Origin of the sequence: Phormidesmis priestleyi ULC007, from assembly GCF_003003695.1 — a bacterium.
Classification (GTDB): Bacteria; Cyanobacteriota; Cyanobacteriia; order Leptolyngbyales; family Leptolyngbyaceae; genus Phormidesmis_A; species Phormidesmis_A priestleyi_A.
Map to the genome: position 1 here is coordinate 1 of NZ_PVWG01000054.1, position 20,656 is coordinate 20,656.

Here is a 20,656-nt window from a genome sequence, read left to right on the forward strand (position 1 = left end):
GTTTGCATCGCTTTGGTCAATCCACCTTGCTGGGACTCTACCGCTGGCTCGTGTTGTCTCTGGTCGCCTTTGTACTAACTTGAGTTGCTAGTTATAAGCGGCAGCAGGAGCAAAACAAATAAAGCCTCTCCAAGGTCTTGTAACTCCTGGAGAGAAAAAATGCTTCCTGAAATTATAGCGATCTATGCCATCACCGATGACCTGCTCAAAGCGATTGGGCATCAGGAGGATGTCCGAGTGCAACTGAGCGATGCGGAAGTAATCACCACCGCACTTGTCTCTGCCCGCTTTTTCGGTGGGAATCATCAGAATGCTCAGGACTATCTCAAAGAACCCGGGTTGATGCCCAAGATGTTGAGTAAGTCGCGGTTTAATCGCCGCTTGCATCGGTTATTTTTGCCATTACTAGACCTGTTCGACTGTCTGGGTATGGTGCTCAAATCGATCCATTCGAGTACGGAATCCTGGCTCGATTCTTTTCCGGTGCCCTTGTGCGACAACATTCGGATTCCTCAAGTTCGTCTGGTTCGATGCGAGGATTACCGAGGCTACATCGCATCCAAAAAGCGCTACTTCTATGGCATTCGGGTACAACTGCTAGCGACCGCTGATGGCATTCCAGTGGAATTTGCCTTTCTGCCCGGCGAAGCTAATGATGTGCGGGGACTCAATGCCTTGCCGTTATCGCTGCCCGCAAACAGTGAAATCTATGCGGATGCTGCCTACACCGATTACAAAATAGAGGATGCCCTTCGCGATACCGAGGCTGTTACCTTACAGGTCGCTCGTAAACGTAATTCCAAACGCCCGGATTCTCCCGCTCTCGCTTACATCAAGCAAACCACTCGCCACTTCATCGAAACTGTTTTCAGTGGCATTCCTGTTCAATTTCCCAAAGCCATTCATGCGGTGACGATGGATGGCTTTTTGCTTAAAGTTTCCACTTTTATCGTTGCTTTCACCCTTAAAGCTGCTTTTATCGACTAGTCCTTTGCTCCCGCTCAATCGGTTACGAACTGCTTTCGCGAGTTCGACTCGTTGACCTGAGTGCGCTTCACACTCATCTCCCATCTCCAACTAACCCGCAACTTGGGTTACTAGCACACTGGACACATTGTTGGGCAAAACCTCAGCGCCTAGATTGGAAAGCCGCAGGGGAACTTGCCCAAGTCATTCTCTTGCCGCAGGTTGTTTGGAAAGACCTCCTACATCAGATTAGGAGTCACTGGGACATTGCGATGCAGCATGGCTTTGAAATCATTCTCAAGCCCATCCGCTGGCACTATTGAGAATAGTGCAAGATCTGAGTAAGATTATTAGTGATTTTAGATCCCACTTAATATCGTCAGACACAATAATTTCGATATTTACACAAGAAAAATCATTTGGTCAGCCTTAAATATTCTGACAAAGTTGCTGCGGTAATTGTTTGATAACGCGCTGAAACGGCGCAAAATCTTTTAATCCATGGGACAGAATTAATGCACCCTGAATAGCGATCATGGCATCTTCTCCCCGTTGCTTTGCCATTGTTTCATCCAATCCGGCTATGACTAGAACCTGGGCGATCGCCTCAATCCACGTAGCAAAAGCCCAGCTAATTTGGGAGTGAAACAGGTCATCACTTGTTTGTTCTAATACTAACACCGCCCACAGACAGGAATTTTGTCCTTCCTGAAAAAAGTGACTTGTTTCCTGACACATGGCCTGGAATGCGTCGATTGGCTGCACCTTGCGGTTCAGGATTGGCAGAATACATGTCTCTAGCCACTGATTTACCTGAGTGAGGGCAGCCTCAGCCATTTCCGCCTTACCACCTGGGAAGTGATGGTAGAGACTGGCTTTTCCTAACCCGGTTGCCTGGGAAATTTTGGAGAGGGTTAAACCCTCATAACCGAACTGTCGAAACAGTTTGAGCAGCGTTGGGACATGAGCTTGCTTAGACATGACTAAAACATAGAGTTTATCTATTGACAATCATACCGAACGAACGGTACAGTATCAATACACCGAACGAACGGTACAAAAGCAGGTTTTCTTTATCAACGGTGGCTGAAATGAAACCCAAGCAACGCGATGAACCTCGAATCCGAATAGTCAGGATGGATTGTCAGGATCAACTCTGGCTCTTATCCGGTTTATTTCCCTTCGAGCGTGAGTTCTTGTCAGTCAACTGTTTACCCTGGCAAGAACTGGAAGGCGGTTCTCGGTGGTAATGATGTAAATCTCTTTAGCTGCCTATTGGAGGTGCAGATGCAGATCTCAAAGCAAACTCCCAGTCAACAAATTGAAAAAATTTACGATGTACTAGTTATTGGGGGAGGCGCCGCCGGGTTATCTGCTGGAATCTACCTTCAACGCTATCTGCTCTCTACGCTCGTCATTGATAAGGGCAAGGCCCGCTCCCTGTGGATGCAGGAATTGCACAATTACCTGGGCTTGCCGCCGAATACCCCGGGTCGGGATGTGCTGAAGCAAGGCAAAGAGCATTACTTGTCTTTAGCGGGTGATTACCTCAATGCGTATGTGGAGGAAGTCATGGATGAGGGTGAAACGTTTGCAGTGCGGGTGCGGATAGGCCGCAGCCATCCCACTGCCGTGGTGTTCCGCAGTCGTTATCTGATTGCCGCCAGCGGCATTATCGACCACCTACCCAAATTGGACGATATGCAGAATGTGTTTGACTATGCCGGACATAATCTGCACGTTTGCCTGATCTGTGATGGTTATGAGATGCGAGATCAACGGGCGGGGGTGTTTGGCAGTAGTGAATCAAGCCTGGAAGTAGCCTTCAGTTTGGGTTGGTTCACTCCCCATATTACTCTGTTCACGAATGGTGAATTTGCGGTGGGTGCAGCATTCCGCGATCGCCTTACGGCCCAAAGCTATACATTAGTCGAACAACCGATTGCTCGCTTCCTGGGTGAAAACCATCAGATGACGGGTGTGGAACTGGCCGATAGTTCGGTGGTAGAACTGGATACTGGACTCGTTTCGATGGGGTCTAAATATCACGCTGATTATCTGAAAAACATTGACCTGGAATACCAGGGTGGCAATCTGATTACAGATAATATGAACCGCACCTCCCATCCCCGCATTTTTGCTGTGGGTGATTTGAAACTGGGGATGAATCAGGTGGTGATTGCTGCTGCCGATGGGGCGTTAGCAGCGACCCAAATCTGGCGGGATATTCGCCGCAGTGAAGGAGCGCGGCGATCGCCAATCAGCAGCAGCGTAGCCTAATCACGGTTTATTCACCCAATTGACCATCAGGAGATTTGACACCGCTCTAGGTCTTGCAAGCCAAAATCACTCGCACTCACACTAATACTCAACAGGAAAATCCCAATGATTAAGCTTTACGGTCACGAAGTCTCTGGCAACAGTTATAAAGCCCGATTGATGTTGTCATTACTCGATCTCGACTATGAGTGGGTCAGAGTTGATTTGATGAAAGGTGAGCATAAATCACCGGAATACCTGGCAATCAATCCCTTTGGGCAAGTGCCACTCCTGGTAGACGGAGAAACCCAGCTTGCCGATGCCCAAGCGATTCTGGTCTATCTGGCACGGCAATATGGCGGTGAACATTGGCTGCCGCTAGAAGCCCTACCCTTAGCACAGGTCATCCGCTGGCTATCAACCGCCGCTGGTGAAGTGCGTCAAGGGCCGGAAAATGCGCGACTCTACCATTTGTTTGGGGCTGGCACAAACATCAACATTGAGCGGGCGACCCAAAAAGCCGAGTTTATTCTGACTCAACTGGAGCAGCATTTAAGTACCCACACCTGGTTAGAGTTTGAGCGACCCACGATCGCTGATGTGGCTGTCTTTCCCTATGTCGCCCTAGCCCGAGATGGCAAGATTGAACTCAGCGCTTATCCCCAGGTGCTGGCATGGATTGAGCGGGTGAAGCAACTTCCTGGCTATATCCCAATGGCAGGCATTTAGTTCCTGGAATTGTCTCGATCATTTCATTTCCTCAAGCTCAGGAGAAAATTACCATGGCAAACACAGGCTGGTCACAGTCTGAATCGCCTTTCCACGCGGGTGAATTGGCAATTCAGGCTCGATTTGGAGCGCAAGAGCGGATGGACAAGCAAGGACGGCGCATCATTCGGGACTATCTTCCCGATCAGTTTCGACAGTTCTTTGCCCAACTACCCTATGTGATTGTGGGCACGGTGGATGCGTGCGATCGCCCCTGGGCTTCGATTCTGGTGGGGGAACCAGGGTTTCTCTCGTCACCGAGCGATCGCACGTTGCAAATTGCGGCCCAACCCCTGTTTGGCGATCCGTTAGCGACCACCCTCGCCAACGGCATCGACATTGGCTTGCTGGGTATCGAACTGCACACCCGTCGCCGAAATCGCCTGAATGGAACGGTAACAGCAGCGCATGGCGATCGCTTTGAAGTCCAAGTCGGGCAGAGCTTTGGCAACTGTCCCCAATACATCCAAGCCCGCCGGTTTGAACTCAGTGTTCATGATCCGACTGTTCCTAGACCGATTCATCGGCTCGAAACCCTAGGCGAGGCGGAACAAGCCATGATTGGAGCGGCTGATACCTTCTTCATCTCCACCGCCTATCAAGCCGAATCGGCGGGAGCGGCGAGAGGCGTGGATGTTTCGCACCGAGGCGGCAAACCGGGCTTCGTGCGGATCGATCATAATCAGACCTTAACTGTCCCCGACTTCTCCGGCAATTGTCACTTTAATACCTTCGGCAACCTGGAGTTAAATCCCCGCGCTGGACTCTTATTCATCGATTTTGCTCAAGGCAATTTGCTTTATCTGACAGGCCGCGCTGAAGTCATTTGGTCAGGGGCTGAAATTAATGCCTACGCAGGGGCAGAGCGCTTATTACGCTTCCATCTTGATCGCGGGTGGCGCATCGAAGGCAGCCTGCCTCTACACGGGTCAGATCCAGAATTCTCTCCTTTTCTCGATCGCATGGGTTCTTGGTAAGCCGCGATCGATCGACAAATCTACCCACTTATCAAGGAATCAACCGATGGAAACTAAACCACCTCTGCCTCCGTTTACTCTAGAAACTGCCAAAACTAAAGTTCAGGCGGCTGAAGATGCTTGGAATACTCGTGATCCACAGCGGGTTGCCCTCGCCTATACTGCCGATTCTGAATGGCGAAATCGCTCAGAGTTTTTCAGCGGACGCACGGCGATTATCGAATTCCTTCGACGTAAATGGACTAAGGAACTGGACTACCGCTTGAAGAAAGAACTCTGGTGCTTTATGGACAACCGGATTGCTGTCCGATTTGAATATGAGTGGCACGATGAATCCGGTTCCTGGTATCGCGCCTATGGCAATGAAAACTGGGAATTTGCCGACAATGGTTTAATGATGCGGCGATTTGCTAGCATCAATGATGTGCCGATTCAGGAGTCAGACCGAAAATTTCGTTGGGAACGCACTTGATCGCCACATAACAAACCCCTTGGAGCGGACTGCCTAGATATCTTAGTCCATTGCCAAGGATAGTTGCAGCCGCTCAAGCGGAATCGTTATTGCAGACCCAATAAATCGAGTTCTGCTCATGATTAAGATTTGCATTGCTTTCTCCAGTTGTCAGAGTTCCGCGATCGTCACACCTTCTAGAGATTTGAGTGAATTCTATTTGCCAAGGCAAAATCGGCTGAAAATGCGATCGAGCACCGATTCCGTCACATCTTCACCGATAATTTCACCGAGCGCTTGAATGGCACTGCGAAGATCGATCGTCCAAAAGTCAAGCGGAAGTTGAGCGGCGATCGTAGCTTGCACTTGCTCAAGAGCGACTTTGGCGCGGGTGAGGGCGGCGGCTTGTCGTTGATTGATGGCGAGATCAAGATTTGCGGCTTGCAGTCCGCCTGCATGGGCAACTTCGAGAATGGCTGTCTCTAAATCGTCAATGCCTTGGTTGAGCGCGGCGGCTGTTTTGACGATGCGAGTGATTTCAGGCGGACAGTTTAGAGCGGCGATCGCACCCGTCGCAACCAAATCAATTTTGTTTGCCAGCAGGATTAATGGGCGATGTTGCACGGGTTGATAGATTTCTTGGTCGTCAGTTGTCCAGCCAACTTGGGCATCGATCGCCAGCAAAATCAGATCCGCAGCTTGTGCCACCGCACGCGATCGCTCTACCCCAATTTTCTCAACCCGATCGTCGGTGTCTCGAATTCCTGCCGTGTCGAGTACCTGAATCGGAATGCCACCGACGACAAGCTGAGACTCGACTACATCGCGAGTCGTACCAGGCAGATCAGTGACGATCGCCCGATCGCTGCGACTCCAAGCATTGAGCAAACTGGATTTGCCGACATTGGGACGACCGACGATCGCGACTTTTAAGCCCGATCGTAAAAGTTCTCCGCGATCGGCCGTTGCCAAAATTTGCGTCACGTCTGCCAATAGGTTTTCTAGCTGGGCTTGGATTTCTAGTTCATTTATAGGCGGCAAATCTTCTTCAAAATCAATTCGGGCTTCGACTTCTGCCAAAAGATCTAAACAAGTCGTTCGTAACTGCCTGATCGGATGGGCGAGTTTGCCCTGCAAGCCAGCGAGAGCAGTTTGGGCAGCTTGGGGCGATCGTGCTCCAACTAAATCAGAAATGCTTTCGGCTTGCGTCAGATCTAGCCGCCCATTCAGAAATGCCCTCAGCGTAAACTCTCCAGGCTGTGCGAGTCGTGCCCCCTGTTCTAAGCAAAGCTGCAACACTTGCTGAACTGCCATAATGCCCCCGTGACAGTGAAACTCGACCACATTTTCGCGGGTGTAAGAGCGAGGAGCGAACATTAGCAACAGTAAGGCTTCATCGACGACCTGCCGAGTCTGCGGAATTTGCACATAGCCATAGAGAATTCGATGACTTTCCCAGGGTTGATCACCCGGCGCGTGAAACAGTGTTTGCGCGATCGCCACCGCTTTTGCACCTGACAGTCTGACAATGCCAACGCTGCCCTGTTCGGGAATGATGGCGGTCGCGATCGCGGCGATAGTTGCTCCGATTTCAGCCATGTTTATCGCTCTGCCCAATTGGGATTGGTTAGGCTTGTGAGAATGTGATCTTCCCACTTGCCGTTAATTAAAATGTAGTTCCCGGCATAGCCTTCAATTACGAATCCTAGCCGTTTTAAGACACTGGCACTGCGGCGATTATGAGGCATATAATTGGCACAAATCCGGTGCATATTTAAGTCGTCAAAGACGTATTGAATGGACGCTTGAATGGCTTCGGTCATATAACCGTGTCCTTGTTCTGATTCGGCGAGGCTATAGCCTAAACAGCAAGAATAAGAAACGCCTTGAATCATCTGTGTAAAGTTTGCGCCGCCGATAATTTTGTCGGGTTGACTTTTGTTAAAGATAAACAGGCGCAGCGAACGATCGTAGCTGAACTCAATCAAACTTTTGTCGATTTGATGCGACCAAAACTCTCGGTTGTAAAAATTCTTGGGTTTAGTGGGTTCAAACGGCTCTAAAAACGCTCGATTCTCTTTGTAATAGTGGATGACCGCAGGAATATCGCGTTGTGATAAGAGTCGCACAATCAGCCTTGGCGTTATAAAAACAGGCGCTTCGATCATGACTGAATCGCTGATTATATAGAAGTTTTAAGCGGGGATTGGGCTTGAATCTCATTCAAAAGCTCATAAAAAGGTAGCCAATTATCGTCTTGCGTGATCGGTTGCCAGATTGCTTCGATCGCAGGTCTAACTAAATTCACACTAGGATTATGTTGATAAAGCCGATTCGCAATGTTTAGCATTTCATCTTCTGGCAACTGATTTAAAGCTTGATGATATTTTTTTCGCCAAGTTTGAAAACAAATCTGAAGTGATTCATTAGGAATTTCTAACTCGCTAAAAATGTGCTTTGCTGACTCTCGCCAAGTTTTAGAAAACTGCGTAGTCAACTCCCAAAAGAAACTTTGATATTCAACTTGAGATTCTTTTAGAAACTGAATAGTTAACGCGTTCAGTTCTTTTGAAAGCGATTCTTCTAAGCGATTAAAGCCGAGCCGATCGAGCATTCTTTGCTGATAAAACTCTTCGTAGTGTGACTCAAACTTTGCTAAACCAGCCTCCATATCCGCGATCGCAATCACTCGTTGAAGGGGAGCCTGAAGCATTTCGAGATTTAACCGACAAATAGCAGGCTGATTGCCATAACAATAGCGCCCCGAATAGTCAAAATAAGCGGCCGTAAATTGAGGATTATAAGTGTCGATAAACGCAAAAGGGCCATAATCAAAACTCTCGCCCGTGATCGACATATTATCGGTGTTGAGAACCGCGTGACAAAAGCCCGATGACATCCACTGTGCGACCAATTGGGCGACTCGCTTCACCAATTCGGCGTAAAACAAGGCGTAACGATCGCGCTCCCCTGCCAGATGAGGATAGTAAACCTCGATTACATGATCCAGCAAAATTGCAATCAGGTCTTTACGATCGAGCGTTCCCAATCGCTCAAAGGTGCCAAACCGGATATGCGATCGGCTAAAGCGGATCATCACGGACGATCGGGTTGGTGAAGGCTCATCGCCTCGCCAAAGCGGTTCACCCGTCTCAACCAAACTTAAACAGCGAGAAGTCTTAACGCCCAAACGGTGCAGCATTTCGGATGCCAACACTTCTCGCACGCCGCCTTTCAGCGTCAGTCGTCCATCTCCGCCTCTTGAGTAGGGAGTCGTCCCTGATCCTTTAGTGCCAAAGTCATAAAGTTCGCCATCTGTGCCCCTGACTTGCCCATAGAGAAACCCTCTGCCGTCTCCCAAAAAGGCATTGTATTCTCCAAACTGATAGCCGTGATAGCGAAGAGCCAAAAACGGTTGCCGTCCTTGAAATTTGCCAAACGCCTCAACAAAATCGGCATCTGTAACGGTTTCTGGCGTTAGCCCCAGTTGAGTTAGAACTTGATCGTTGCGAAACCGCAAAATCTCTTGAGGAAACTCAGCCGCCGCCACGACATCAAAAAAGTCATCGCCCAACACTTCTAAAGCGGGTTCGTAGTTGAGATTGAGCAGCGGATTTGAGGATTGGGTAAGAGGCATTAAACATCCGATCGGCACGTCTCTCTCATCCTACCGATTCATGGGAGATCAAGGGATCACGTTTGAACAAACCTACTGATATTCACTTCCCCATGCCTTAAAGCCAGACTCGATCGGTTCAATCTCCATGCCAGTGGCGCTATTGGTGATTTTGAGTTGAGTCGCACCCCGACGAATCATTGAAGCTTGATACGCCCGTCCATCTTTCGTCGATAGATAATTCTCCCATCCTCCCGAATTGGACAACTTAGTCGCAAAGACGTGATTTAGCTCGGTTGATGCCGTCCTTTTGTTGTAGATATTCATAAAAACGCTGGCACCCTCTTCAAACACTCTGACCTGTCGGGTGTTGGTTTCAAAAAACAAGCGCGTGCGGGCATCAATAGGATTTGGAGTTGGGGTTGGAGTTGGGGTTGGAGTTGGGGTTGGAGTCGGGGTTGGGCTTGTAGAGATATCAATCACGTCCTCTCTAACCCAACCATTTTTCGTTACGTCAAAGGTGACTCGATACCAAACAAAGCCGCTCGCATCTCTTCCCGTTTGATCTGTGACCGTGACGCGAGTGCCGACAGGTTTTGAGACATAAGCAGAGGTTAAATCTGGACTGTTGCGAATTCTAACCATTGTTATGCCTGGGGCATTGCTCTTTAATATACCGACTCTGGTTGGGTTGCTCATCGCCGTAAATGTTAAGGGAGAAGACAGGCTTAGTATACCGAACTATTTTTTGTGAAAATCATAGTGTGAAGGATTTGACACTTTTCCTAGAAACGCAAGGGCGCTGACAAGCCGATAGAATAAAAGATGGAATTCAGACGATCAGCGGAGAACACTATCATGGCGCAGTTGACCGCGCAGCCCGAACTAGATATTTCTAGCCTCAATGCCGACCTTTCTAACCAAACTCCACAAAAAATTCTCGCGATCGCCCTCAGTCAGTTTGATAACCTTGCGATCTCGTTTAGCGGTGCTGAAGATGTCGTCTTGATCGACATGGCGCACAAAATCAACAAAGACATCAAAGTTTTCAGCCTTGATACGGGGCGGCTTCATGCTGAAACTTATCAGTTTATTGAGCGAGTCAGAAAACATTATGGGATCACGATCGAAGTGATGTATCCCGATGCGACACAACTCGAAAATCTAGTCACCACAAAAGGACTCTTCAGCTTCTACGAAGACGGACACCAAGAATGCTGCGGCATTCGCAAAGTTGCCCCTCTGCGCCGCAAATTGTCCACTTTAGATGCGTGGATTACCGGACAGCGCAAAGATCAAAGTCCGACTCGTGCCAATGTGCCCGTAGTGCAGATTGACAACGCTTTCTCTAGCGACGATCGGCAATTAATCAAGTTCAATCCACTAGCAAACTGGACTTCGGCAGACGTGTGGATGTATATCCGTTCTTACGAAGTTCCTTACAACCCACTGCATGAGCGCGGCTTTATCAGCATCGGCTGTGAGCCATGCACTCGACCCACATTGCCTCAACAGCATGAGCGAGAAGGGCGCTGGTGGTGGGAGGATAGCACCAAAAAAGAGTGCGGTTTACACGCGCCGACGCAGGAAGTTTGAGGCGATCGTGGATTTATTAAGCCTGCCCTCACCCTAGCCCTCTCCCCAAGGAGAGGGAACAAGACTCTAACTCCCTTCTCCTTGGGGAGAAAGGTTGGGGATGAGGGCAGAAGACGCTTACAGGTTTTACAGGTTGTTTGATCTACGATCGTTAACGCATGAGCTGATGCTGAATTTTGATGCCTCGGCTTTGCATCACCTGCTCAAATAAATCAGTCGGGAGTGCTTGCTCGATCGCCCACACTCCTGGCTTTTTTAACTGCCCCGAAAGCAGCAACTCAACCACTGTGCCCGTGCCGTACCCTGCCGCGATCGCCGTATCGGTGTGAATCAACGTTGAGCAGCAGCGCATGGGCTGTCCGTCCTTGGTGCCAGTCACCTCTGAGCGAATCGCCACCCCAATGCCGCTAAAGCGATCGCTGACATCGGTCATAAAATGGCTAACGTGCGACAAAAACTCAATCACCGCCGAGTTGCGTAACCAGCTAGGATGCCACCAGCGAGCAACGCTCCAAGTCAAATAGTTATAAAACGTGGGCACCGTCGCAAATTTAGTGATCACCGTCTTGACTGGAAACGTGTCGGGCAGCGTAAACGCTTCGGGCATATCAAACCAATAAACGCCAACTTTGCCATAAGGAGCCGGAAACTCAATCACTTCGCGATCGCTATAGGGTTTGACCGATCGCCATTCTCCATTGATCCACGCCTTAAAGGGACGTTGCAGCCCTAAAAATGTCGTTCGCATTACGGTAATTCCTGCGCCGCCTGAGCCTGACACCACATAACTTAGGTGAACTTTCTCAGCGTCGTCTAGTTGCTCAACACCCCGACGCACCATGCTGTTTGAGATGCCCGGAAAAATGCCTGTGTTAATCACTGCCGTCACGCCAGCAGCTTGAGCTTCGGCTCGATAGTCTAAAACCTTGCGAGTAAACGAAGGATGATCGCTGACATCGACATAATCTGCGCCTTGCTGAATGCACAGCTTTAAAACTTCAGCGTCGCGGTAGTGAAACGGCCCGGCACAGTGAACGACGACATCTGTTTGAGCGATCGCAGCTTCCAGTGCTTTTTGATCTGCCAGGTCGATCGTCACAAATTGAACTCGTGACCCCAGATCATCACTTTTCTGTTCGCCTTTGGTGAGGTTGCGTCCGGCGATCGTCACTGATGCTTGTGTGTGAGCCAAAAGGTCAGCCGCCACTTTGCTGCCAATTCTGCCACTGCCGCCGAGAATCAAAACCCGATTTGTCATGCCGATCGCCCACCGAACGCTATGTTATGGTTTGTTGACGCGAAGAGATCTACTAAACTCTCTTCGATCGCCGATCTTTATTAGAGCTTAGAAAATGCTTGGAAAGTTGTTCCGACTACAATTTAGCTGCTTTTTGTGACAGAAAATTGGCAGCTTATAGCACGATCGCCACAAGACAACCCATACTAAAGGCAGATTAGCTTGAATTAAATCGCACCGAAGACTTAAGCAGTTAAACGCAGCAAATCATTCAGACATTTATTGAACCTGGTGCCGATCGTGACAGGAGGTTTGCGGATTGCAAAATGATACCTTCACCCAGAAAATCAGAATTTCTCTAGATCGCTTATTAGAACTAGGATTGAGCGCAAATGCTTGCTCGGAGCAAGAGGCGCTGTTAGAACATTTGCAGTTCCATGCCACCGCTATTGCCGATCTGCAAGCTCTAGTGGTGAGGTTGCAGGCGCAAAATCAGGAGTTAAGAAGTGAGCGCAACGCGCTTAATTTAGAAAAGAACCACTATCAAGATTTATTTGAGTTTGCGCCAGATGCTTACTTTGTCACCTCTATCGATGGGGTGATTATCGAAGCCAATCAAACCACTGAGCGGTTGTTTCGAGTGGAGCGATCGTGGCTGGCCGGCTCTCCGTTGCTGAGGTTCATTGCTTCAGAAGCGCGATCGGAGTTTGCAACCTATCTGACCCAGTTTGACTCTGGCAAACTCGTAGGACGGCGAGAAGTTGGGATTCAACCCGCGCAGGGCAAAGCGTTTCCGGCTGTGTTTAAGGTCGTTGCTGTGCAAAACGGGCATGGGCAGACAGTGGCATTGCGCTGGATGGTGCGAGACATTATTGAACGCAAGCACACCGAAACCACAATTCGCCAACAGAATGCTGACTTAGAGAGCGAGATTCAAGAACAGACCGCCCAACTTGAGCAAGCTCTAGACTATCAGGCAATGCTGCGCCGCATCACCGATCGAATCCGCGATAGCTTAGATGAAAATCAAATTTTGCAAACCGTTGTCCAAGAGTTGGGATTGGTGTTGAACCTGACCGCGTGTGACACCGCGCTCTATGATGCCGCGATCGAGGTGACGATTTTATACAAATGGCTGGCAGAGACTAGAGAACTCAGAAACCCAGGGCAACCAGAAGTGCAAACCGTTCCGATCTCTGCTTATCTACCCGTTGCTGAGGCTTCGATGTTTCCAGCACTCTCAACGCTCCTTGCTCAACGATCGCAGGGCAAGCCGAGTCAGTTTTGCGAGTTAGAAACGGACGATCGAGCAGCAATTTTGCTCTGTCCGATTGTCGATAATCAAGGAGTTTTAGGCGATTTATTTCTCTATCGTCAGTCTCAAAATGCGTTTAGTCAGTTAGAAGTTGCGCTAGTGCATCAGGTGGCGAGTCAGTGCGCGATCGCCGTTCGTCAGGCTCGGCTTTATCAAACAGCGCAGATTCAGGTCAAAGAGTTAGCGCACCTTAATCAAATCAAAGACGAGTTTCTCAGCACGGTTTCCTACGAGCTTCGCACCCCGATGGCGAATATGAAAATGGCAGCTCAGATGCTCAACGTCACACTCAAGCAAACCGGAAATCAAGACACCAAAGCCGATCGCTATCTCGAAATTTTGCAGAATGAGTGCGATCGAGAAGCCAAGCTGATCGAAGATTTGTTAGATCTTCAGCAACTCGATACCAACACCATGTCTCTGTTGCTATCAGCAATTCCGGTAGAAGAATGGTTGCATTACGTGGCAAATCCTCTGCTAAAACGGTTTGAGAAACACCAGCAGACTTTGAAGTTTGACGTTGGGCCAAATTTACCAGCACTCGTGTGTGATCAACTTAGTTTGTCGAGAATTGTGGTTGAACTATTAACAAATGCTTGTAAATATACACCTAATTATGAATCGGTGATTTTATCTGCTAACACCATTATCAACACAGTCCATACAGAGCCGCAAATAGTCAGAATCATGGTTTGTAACACTGGAGTTGAAATTCCAGGCGATAAAATCTCAAATATTTTTGACAAGTTTTATCGCATTCCCGAATTAGATTTTAGAAAAGAAGGCGGCACTGGACTAGGTTTGGCACTTGTGCAGAAGTTAGTCGATCGAGTCGGCGGAACGATTCGGGTTGAAAGCGGCAATCTGCGAACGTGTTTTATGGTGGAATTGCCCCTGTGAAAGCGTCTATTTAGTAACCTAAAAAAGACGGCGATCGCGATCTTTTCTCATAATAATTTCAAAAACAATTGCGATCGATCGGATGATTACGAGAGGGTAGAGCATGCCCTACCCCTACGATATCCCGTGCCCTTTTACAGCTATTTGAGCATTCCCAGAACAGGCGCTACTTCAGATTCTGCAAATCGAGGAGAAGATTCTTGAGCCAACATCGGGGGAGTTGCCTGCGCGAGTCGAGCATAAGACTGACGAACCTGAGCATTTACAGCAACCGTTTTTGCATCATAAAGTTGAGTCGCCAATTTAGGATAGAACCCAATGCCAATAATCAGCGCCAAAAAACAGCCTGCAATAAACACTTCACGAGGTCTAGCATCGCTAAACTCTGCATCTGCAGGGAGAATACAGTTGGTTCCAAAACAAACCGCACCCTGATTTTCTAGAGCCTTCAAGCCTTCACTCGTCACGTCACAGTCTGGTGCCGCACCCGCATCATAAAAGACTTGTCGCAGCATCGAGAGCAGATAAATCGGGGTCAGAATCACGCCCACCGCCGCTAAAAAGACAGTCACTGCGCGAAACGGCGAACTGTAGGCTTCGCTTGTGGTAAAACCGACAAACACCGCGATTTCACTCGCAAAACCGCTCATCCCTGGAAGCGCTAGCGATGCCATCGATGCCGCCGTAAACAGCGCAAACACTTTGGGCATCACTTGAGCAATGCCGCCCATATCATCCATTGCCATCGTGTGAGTGCGATCGTAGGTCACTCCCGCCAAGAAGAACAGCACCGACGCAATCAACCCGTGAGAAATCATCTGCAACATTGCCCCGCTAATGCCCAAATCAGTAAAAGAGGCAATGCCTAGCAGCACAAATCCCATGTGAGAAATCGACGAATAAGCGAGGCGGCGCTTCATGTTTGACTGAGCAAACGAGTTCATTGCGCCATAGACAATATTAATCACGCCTAACATCGCCAGCAGCGGCGCAAAATAAACGTGAGCATCAGGCAGCAGCCCCATATTGAGACGAATCAACCCATAGCCGCCCATTTTGAGCAGCACCCCCGCCAAAATCATCGAGACTGGAGCCGACGCTTCACCGTGGGCATCGGGCAGCCAGGTGTGCATCGGAAAAACGGCAAGCTTGACTCCAAAGGCAATCAGCAACCCTGCATAAAGCAGCAATTCTAACGCCAATGGATAATTTTTCATGCCCAGTTCGACCATATCGAAAGTGACTCGATCGCCATAAAGCGCCATTGCTAGGGCGGCAACCAGAATAAAAATAGAAGCGGCAGCAGTATAGAGCAAAAACTTGGTCGCAGCATAGCGGCGCTTTTGTCCGCCCCAGATGCAGATCAGCAGGTAAACGGGAATCAGTTCGACTTCCCACATGATGAACAGCAACACTAAATCTTGGGCGACAAATACCCCCACCTGGGCGGCATAAAGCACCAACATTAGAAAGTAGAAAAGTTTGGGTCTGCGATCGACCTGCCATGCGCCAAACATTGAAAGCGTGGTCACCAACCCAGCCAGCAGCACAAACGGCAGCGACAATCCATCGACTGAGACTGCCCAGCTTAACCCTAGTTGCGGTATCCAGTCATAGCTTTCAACTAGTTGTAGCGACGAGTTGCTGGCATCATAGTGTTTCCAAAAGGCGTAGCACATCAAGGCAAAGTCAGCGAAGCCTACGCCAAACGCATACCAGCGAATGATCTTGCCATTTTTGTCAGGCAGAAATGGAATCACTAATGAAGCGACGAGCGGCAGCAAAATAATCGTGGTCAGCCAGGGGAAGCGATCGGCTAGCAGCATGATAGGTAAAAGTACTTATCTGTGAATAACGCTATTTTATTAAACTTTGTAGCGTTTTGTTCATTAAACTTTACCCTATGCAAACATGCAAACTCTTTATAATTGCTGCATTAAGTATCAGGCATAACTTCAAGTTTTAGACTTTGTTTGGGTCGATGCCTAGCGATCGCAGCCGTTCAGCCAGTCGGTCTGCCTTTGCTTCTGCTCCGTCTGCCCGTTCTGCACCAGTGGGTATGACTTGCCCGTTGAGATTGCACCAGCGTAACCAGGTAGATTCTTGCTCCTCGAATGCTCCTTCCCAGACGGTTAAACCCAGTCCGATCGTTTGTAGCCAGAAGGGTTCCGGCATTTCCACATACTGCCCTGCCGTTAGCACCCAAACTTTCAGTAGCTTGCCATTCATTTCGTCTTCTCGCTGAAGCTGCTGCAATGGGTCGAAAACAACATAGTAGGCGATGCCAATCCGGGCGTAATCGTCTTTTTTCGAGTCCAACTCGTTGCCTTTACGGTTAGAAACAATCTCGATGCAAACTTCTGGAACTTTACCGAATTCCCAGACGAAATAGGAGCGGTTTTGCTTTTGGCTCCAGTCAGCAGGCATCGTGACATTCAAGCTCAAAAAGGCATCTGGTACGATCGGGTCTTGTTTTATCCCATAGAACACGCCCACATTTGTGGCTGCGATAAAAGAGGCATCCGATGACCACGAGCTGTAGAGTGGCTCGACTAGTAGCCGCTGTTGCTTTTCCGATTGAAAGTTGTCCACAGGGGTATCGTCCTCGATGACCAGATGGCTGATGTCAAGCTCAGTGACGATTTCTTCATCGTTGAGAAGTTGTCCAGTCATGGGCGATAACCAAACCCGATAATTTATTATTGTCTAGATTTTGAATAGGAGCCTGACAGGACACCATAACCTTTTAGAGCGATGTCGGATCAACCGTAGTGATTTCTAAATATCGCTTGAAGTCACGAGTGTTAAACGTCAGTATGTTAGTTAATCCATGCACGAGCATCGCAGCAACAAGCCTTGCATCATGGACATTGACACCTCGAACAGCGTAGCTACTTACCAGTCGCTCCCATTTTGGATAAATCGCAGCGCTATCCGGCAAGAGCATAAAAAAAGATTTGAGTTGACGAATTTCTGCTCTGGCTGCTTCTGGTGTCCGTCCTAATCCATTGCGTTCTAGCGGGCGGGTGTAGACGTTCCAAAATTCGATGAGATTTTGCGGGATAATGTGAAGTTGCTCTCCCTGTCTGCGTAGGTGAGTCAGGGCACATACTGAGGCAGGGTTCATTGGGTGATTTGGAGCAAGGCTGCGTAACAGAAGATTTGTGTCGATCAGAAAGGGCATTTAGCGATCGTCTCCGTAAATGCTCTCTCGGCTGATTGCTTCCTCGGACAGCGGCGGTAGTCCAAGCTCACGATGTCCTTCAACCCACTCAGTAAATTGCTGTATCCATGCTTCTGGGTTATTTTGTGTATCTGAGTGAGCCTCTCGCAAGTCAAATAAATTTGCTATCAACGTCTGGAGACGAGGTTTAATTTGTTCAGAAGGCAAGCGAGTCAGTTTGGATAGAATTTGCGTCACCGTTTCTAAATCTTCTGGATTTTCTTTTTCCATAAAGCTAACCTGATTAGTCAGTTGTGATTGCTCGTCTTCAAATGAATGTTCTGCCATAATGTCTGATGGTAAATGACTCTTAGATCATAACTCAATGGTCGTTTCTCTAATTTGACTGCTTAGTTTGCACTCATTCCGCATCTCGTGGGTTAATCGACAGTATTAATACCTCTTAATCACACCATCCGTTCTTTCAACATTCTTGACCATTTGCTCTAACCAAACATAGGCTTCTTGATCTGAATTTTCATTAATAACTTGATTGGCATCATAATGAACTAGTTGAAGCGGCTGTCCGGGAAGAAGGCTTTGATTGCAGATAGCAGACGAAATTTTTACCCAGTTTTGACGATATGCCTGCTGTGCCACAATTTTTTGCTTCGCTTTACTGATTGCAATCACGTAGTCTTCATAATTAAAAAATTGCCGGAGAAACATTTGAAGTAATTCGTAATCATTGTTCACATTAATTCTCCCGGTTGTTGCTGAACGGCGTTATTACCGTAAAAACATTAATCCTAAAACTCTATACCTTTCCTCTAGGTGGCGTGACACCCGATCGGTTCAGTCGGGCTTCAATTTGCCATAACAGTGCAAAGTCTTCTTGGGGTAGCGTTGCGATCGCCGCTTCTTCCAAAAAGCTAAAGGCTTGTCGAAACTGTTGCGGAGTGGCAGCGATCGGAGCGTCTAAATGACAGGGAATGACTCGCACAAAGTCCCATTTTGCAACCTGGTCAGCCCATGCGAGGGTTTGCTCTGGCGATCGGTTGAGAATGATCGTTTGCAGAATTGGAGCTACAAATAGTCTTCCGTTTCCTCGCAGTGCTTCAAACGATCGCTGCCAGTTTTCTCGCCATTTGAACGGAAACAGTCCAAAGTAGGCTTTTTTGGAGCGATCGGAGGCTTTCAAAGCATCGCGCAAGACGTGTCCGAGTCCCAGGGTTTCCAGCGCGCTCGGACTGAAATAAAACGCAAAGAGGGCTGATCGCCACCAGCCTTTTTGGCGATTGAGTGGGGTATCTTCGATCACATCAGAGGCGTGATCTTTGGCGTGAAAAAGTAGTGGATAAGTGTCAAGCTGAACGATCGCGGGCGGATCTTCTGGAACCGAAAGGACTGAATCGGTGACGAGGAGCGTCTGCGATCGCCGATGAAAAAATGCCACTTCTCCAAACGAGCCCGCTCCCAAATTGATGTCTAGAATCGCGTAGTCAAAGTCATGGCAAAAAGGCGCTTTGTTGCTGTCTTCTAGAAGCGTTTGAGTCCGCTTTGCCGGAAACCCAAGCCAGCTTAATGGCAGATCGATCGGAAAGCTCCACTGATGCGGGGCGACAAAGATCTGAGCGTTGGGAAACTGTCGGGCGAAGGGGCCCACAAAAACTTTGTGTTCTAGACCCGATGAAGTTGGCAGAATGACGTATTTTACGTCTCCGTGTTCTGCCACTAACTCTTTGACGAGTCGAATACATTCTGGAGTGGGCGCGATCGGGGCATAAACCAGCAATCCCCCAGCTTCGAGCTTGATCACCGTCATCCGAATCGGCACGACCACATAAAAAATTCCTTGAATCTGGTCAAACGTCCAGATCGTGTCTTTGACGACTTCTTTGCGAAGCGTTCGTCGTTTGCCGTAGGGATAGAGCGGCACCACTTGCCAAAACCGCCATGACCAGTCATCAGGATGGGTCTCTGATTGAACTTCTGGTTCTGTCTGGTTTTTGACACGTTTCATAACCGCTCCGCTTTGCCTGATCTCATCCTAGCAATCTCTGTCTCAAGCAGGTCTAGAGCCTGATTTGAATCTAGAAGATCGATAAGTACCAGAAACCCTGGCAGGTTTGATAGTCGTTAGTCATGAAGATTTAATTTCTTATCTAAAACAGTCTTTAAAAGAGCGATAGCTGTTCTCCCAAATCTTGTTTGATCAGTGGCTCGATCGCGCCTCGTCGATACATCAAAGCTCCACTGCGACGAGAAACGCGCGGCTCGAACCCAGCAGTGGCTAATCGAGTTTGGGCAATCTTAGTCGAGCAATTCAGCAATTCAGCCGCTTTTCTTAACGGCAACCACTCTTTGGCAAATCTCGCTAACAAGACTTGATCGTCCTCCTGTTGGATCTCTTTTAATAACTGTTCTGCCAATAGCCAACAGGCGATCGTATCGGCTTCTGCGCGATGCGATCGCCCCACCTTAAATCCAAAACGTCTCACGAGATCGGGCAATCTTCGAGAGGGCAAATCGGGCAGCATCAAACGAGACAGCGCCACAGTGCAGAGTTGCTCATGGGCAGGGCGAGAAAACGAGACGTGCAACTGCTCATATTCAAACTGAATAAATGAGTAATCAAACTCAAGGTTGTGTCCTGTCAAAACGCCCGTATTCAGCAGCGGCAAATATTGCTCCCACACTTCAGCCGGGGCAAGTGCCGTCTCTACCATGCTTTGAGAAATTCCTGTAAATTGCACAATCTTTTCAGGAATCAAAACATCAGGATTGATCAAATGAGTCTGCTGATGTTGAATGCCGTCTTGAAGACTAGCTTTTAGAGCCGAAATCTCAATGACTCGGCTCTCAGGAGGCTGGTAGCCCGTAGTCTCAACGTCCACAACTGTAAAGGTTTGTTGACTGATACGGCGATAGTCGGCTAGGAGGTCAGTAGACAGCAAGACGTGACTCAACGAATAGGATAGGGATGCGGATTCTGAGTGCTAAAGGTTACAGCTTTGGGTTCGATCGCTCTCAGAAATCGCAATTTTACTAGTTTAGTACACTTGCACAGTCTGAAACCCTGCACTACAATGGCGGCGATTGTCTTGAGAGGAAATTTTTATGAACAAAGGTGAACTGGTTGATGCGATCGCGGCAAAAGCATCTGTGACCAAAAAAGAAGCGGACGCAATTTTAACGGCGACGATCGATTCGATTTTAGAAGCGGTTGCCAGTGGCGATAAAGTCACGCTAGTCGGCTTTGGCTCTTTTGAAGTCAGAGATCGTCAAGCCCGCGAAGGGCGGAACCCCAAAACGGGTGAGACGATGCAAATTCCGGCAACTCGCGTTCCTGCCTTTTCTGCGGGCAAATCCTTTAAAGATCGGGTTGCTCCTGACAAATAGAGGTTA

21 protein-coding genes are annotated in these 20,656 nt (G+C 48.6%); 8 read left to right on the plus strand and 13 right to left on the minus strand.

What is annotated here, in order from left to right:
• Window positions 1–159 precede the first annotated feature (159 nt).
• Window positions 160–987 (plus strand): IS982 family transposase, encoded by an 828-nt coding sequence (locus C7B65_RS23630; protein ID WP_073074118.1) that lies wholly within the window; start codon window positions 160–162, stop codon window positions 985–987.
• A 408-nt stretch (window positions 988–1,395) separates the two neighbouring features.
• Here C7B65_RS23630 and C7B65_RS23635 read toward each other — a convergent pair whose 3' ends face one another.
• On the minus strand, window positions 1,396–1,947 hold the full coding sequence (locus C7B65_RS23635; protein ID WP_073074926.1) for a TetR/AcrR family transcriptional regulator: 552 nt from the start codon (window positions 1,945–1,947) through the stop codon (window positions 1,396–1,398).
• Between the two features lie 306 nt (window positions 1,948–2,253).
• Here C7B65_RS23635 and C7B65_RS23640 point away from each other — a divergent pair, with 306 nt between their 5' ends.
• From C7B65_RS23640 to C7B65_RS23655, 4 genes are all read left to right on the plus strand, one after another.
• Entirely contained in the window at window positions 2,254–3,246 is a 993-nt protein-coding gene (locus C7B65_RS23640; RefSeq protein WP_073074927.1) for an NAD(P)/FAD-dependent oxidoreductase, read from the plus strand.
• A 105-nt stretch (window positions 3,247–3,351) separates the two neighbouring features.
• A complete protein-coding gene (locus tag C7B65_RS23645) occupies window positions 3,352–3,954 on the plus strand; it encodes a glutathione S-transferase family protein (protein WP_073074928.1) in 603 nt (200 codons plus the stop codon).
• Between the two features lie 53 nt (window positions 3,955–4,007).
• Entirely contained in the window at window positions 4,008–4,970 is a 963-nt protein-coding gene (locus C7B65_RS23650) for a pyridoxamine 5'-phosphate oxidase family protein (RefSeq protein ID WP_073074929.1), read from the plus strand.
• 46 nt (window positions 4,971–5,016) lie between these two features.
• Window positions 5,017–5,442 carry a nuclear transport factor 2 family protein gene (locus C7B65_RS23655; RefSeq protein ID WP_073074930.1) on the plus strand — a complete coding sequence of 142 codons (426 nt, stop codon included), beginning with the start codon at window positions 5,017–5,019 and terminating at the stop codon, window positions 5,440–5,442.
• 195 nt (window positions 5,443–5,637) lie between these two features.
• Here the strand turns inward: C7B65_RS23655 and mnmE are convergent, their stop codons facing one another.
• The 4 genes from mnmE to C7B65_RS28115 are packed head-to-tail and all read right to left on the minus strand — an operon-like array spanning window position 5,638 to window position 9,682.
• A complete protein-coding gene (gene mnmE, locus C7B65_RS23660; protein ID WP_073074931.1) occupies window positions 5,638–7,020 on the minus strand; it encodes a tRNA uridine-5-carboxymethylaminomethyl(34) synthesis GTPase MnmE in 1,383 nt (460 codons plus the stop codon).
• 2 nt (window positions 7,021–7,022) lie between these two features.
• Complete coding sequence (locus C7B65_RS23665) at window positions 7,023–7,589, minus strand: GNAT family N-acetyltransferase (protein ID WP_073074932.1); 567 nt, start codon at window positions 7,587–7,589, stop codon at window positions 7,023–7,025.
• Between the two features lie 14 nt (window positions 7,590–7,603).
• Window positions 7,604–9,076 carry a protein adenylyltransferase SelO gene (locus tag C7B65_RS23670; RefSeq protein ID WP_342353021.1) on the minus strand — a complete coding sequence of 491 codons (1,473 nt, stop codon included), beginning with the start codon at window positions 9,074–9,076 and terminating at the stop codon, window positions 7,604–7,606.
• Window positions 9,077–9,130: 54 nt separating this feature from the next.
• On the minus strand, window positions 9,131–9,682 hold the full coding sequence (locus tag C7B65_RS28115; RefSeq protein ID WP_219898715.1) for an SH3 domain-containing protein: 552 nt from the start codon (window positions 9,680–9,682) through the stop codon (window positions 9,131–9,133).
• Window positions 9,683–9,895: 213 nt separating this feature from the next.
• Here C7B65_RS28115 and C7B65_RS23680 point away from each other — a divergent pair, with 213 nt between their 5' ends.
• Window positions 9,896–10,633 carry a phosphoadenylyl-sulfate reductase gene (locus C7B65_RS23680; protein ID WP_073074935.1) on the plus strand — a complete coding sequence of 246 codons (738 nt, stop codon included), beginning with the start codon at window positions 9,896–9,898 and terminating at the stop codon, window positions 10,631–10,633.
• A gap of 151 nt (window positions 10,634–10,784) precedes the next feature.
• Here C7B65_RS23680 and C7B65_RS23685 read toward each other — a convergent pair whose 3' ends face one another.
• Window positions 10,785–11,891: a saccharopine dehydrogenase family protein gene (locus C7B65_RS23685; protein ID WP_073074936.1), complete on the minus strand. Its 1,107-nt coding sequence runs from the start codon at window positions 11,889–11,891 to the stop codon at window positions 10,785–10,787.
• A gap of 298 nt (window positions 11,892–12,189) precedes the next feature.
• On the opposite strand from C7B65_RS23685, the gene C7B65_RS23690 reads away from it, so the two are divergent.
• On the plus strand, window positions 12,190–14,085 hold the full coding sequence (locus C7B65_RS23690) for a sensor histidine kinase (RefSeq protein ID WP_073074937.1): 1,896 nt from the start codon (window positions 12,190–12,192) through the stop codon (window positions 14,083–14,085).
• Window positions 14,086–14,225: 140 nt separating this feature from the next.
• Here the strand turns inward: C7B65_RS23690 and C7B65_RS23695 are convergent, their stop codons facing one another.
• The 7 genes from C7B65_RS23695 to C7B65_RS23725 form a co-directional block, all read right to left on the minus strand.
• The gene (locus C7B65_RS23695) at window positions 14,226–15,911 is read right to left on the minus strand and encodes an NAD(P)H-quinone oxidoreductase subunit 4 (protein ID WP_181314490.1); all 1,686 of its coding nucleotides are present in this window, start codon (window positions 15,909–15,911) and stop codon (window positions 14,226–14,228) included.
• A gap of 136 nt (window positions 15,912–16,047) precedes the next feature.
• A complete protein-coding gene (locus tag C7B65_RS23700; RefSeq protein WP_073074938.1) occupies window positions 16,048–16,758 on the minus strand; it encodes a Uma2 family endonuclease in 711 nt (236 codons plus the stop codon).
• A 73-nt stretch (window positions 16,759–16,831) separates the two neighbouring features.
• Window positions 16,832–17,269, minus strand: a complete 438-nt coding sequence (locus tag C7B65_RS23705; RefSeq protein ID WP_073074939.1) for a type II toxin-antitoxin system VapC family toxin — start codon at window positions 17,267–17,269, stop codon at window positions 16,832–16,834.
• Window positions 17,270–17,596 (minus strand): hypothetical protein, encoded by a 327-nt coding sequence (locus C7B65_RS23710; RefSeq protein ID WP_083583220.1) that lies wholly within the window; start codon window positions 17,594–17,596, stop codon window positions 17,270–17,272. It abuts the gene before it with no gap.
• 105 nt (window positions 17,597–17,701) lie between these two features.
• On the minus strand, window positions 17,702–18,004 hold the full coding sequence (locus tag C7B65_RS23715) for a hypothetical protein (protein WP_143162111.1): 303 nt from the start codon (window positions 18,002–18,004) through the stop codon (window positions 17,702–17,704).
• Window positions 18,005–18,065: 61 nt separating this feature from the next.
• Window positions 18,066–19,271: a DUF4336 domain-containing protein gene (locus C7B65_RS23720; RefSeq protein WP_073074941.1), complete on the minus strand. Its 1,206-nt coding sequence runs from the start codon at window positions 19,269–19,271 to the stop codon at window positions 18,066–18,068.
• Between the two features lie 154 nt (window positions 19,272–19,425).
• Window positions 19,426–20,205: a 3'-5' exonuclease gene (locus C7B65_RS23725; protein WP_223257497.1), complete on the minus strand. Its 780-nt coding sequence runs from the start codon at window positions 20,203–20,205 to the stop codon at window positions 19,426–19,428.
• Window positions 20,206–20,368: 163 nt separating this feature from the next.
• Here C7B65_RS23725 and C7B65_RS23730 point away from each other — a divergent pair, with 163 nt between their 5' ends.
• Window positions 20,369–20,650 carry an HU family DNA-binding protein gene (locus C7B65_RS23730; protein WP_068817386.1) on the plus strand — a complete coding sequence of 94 codons (282 nt, stop codon included), beginning with the start codon at window positions 20,369–20,371 and terminating at the stop codon, window positions 20,648–20,650.
• Window positions 20,651–20,656 lie beyond the last annotated feature (6 nt).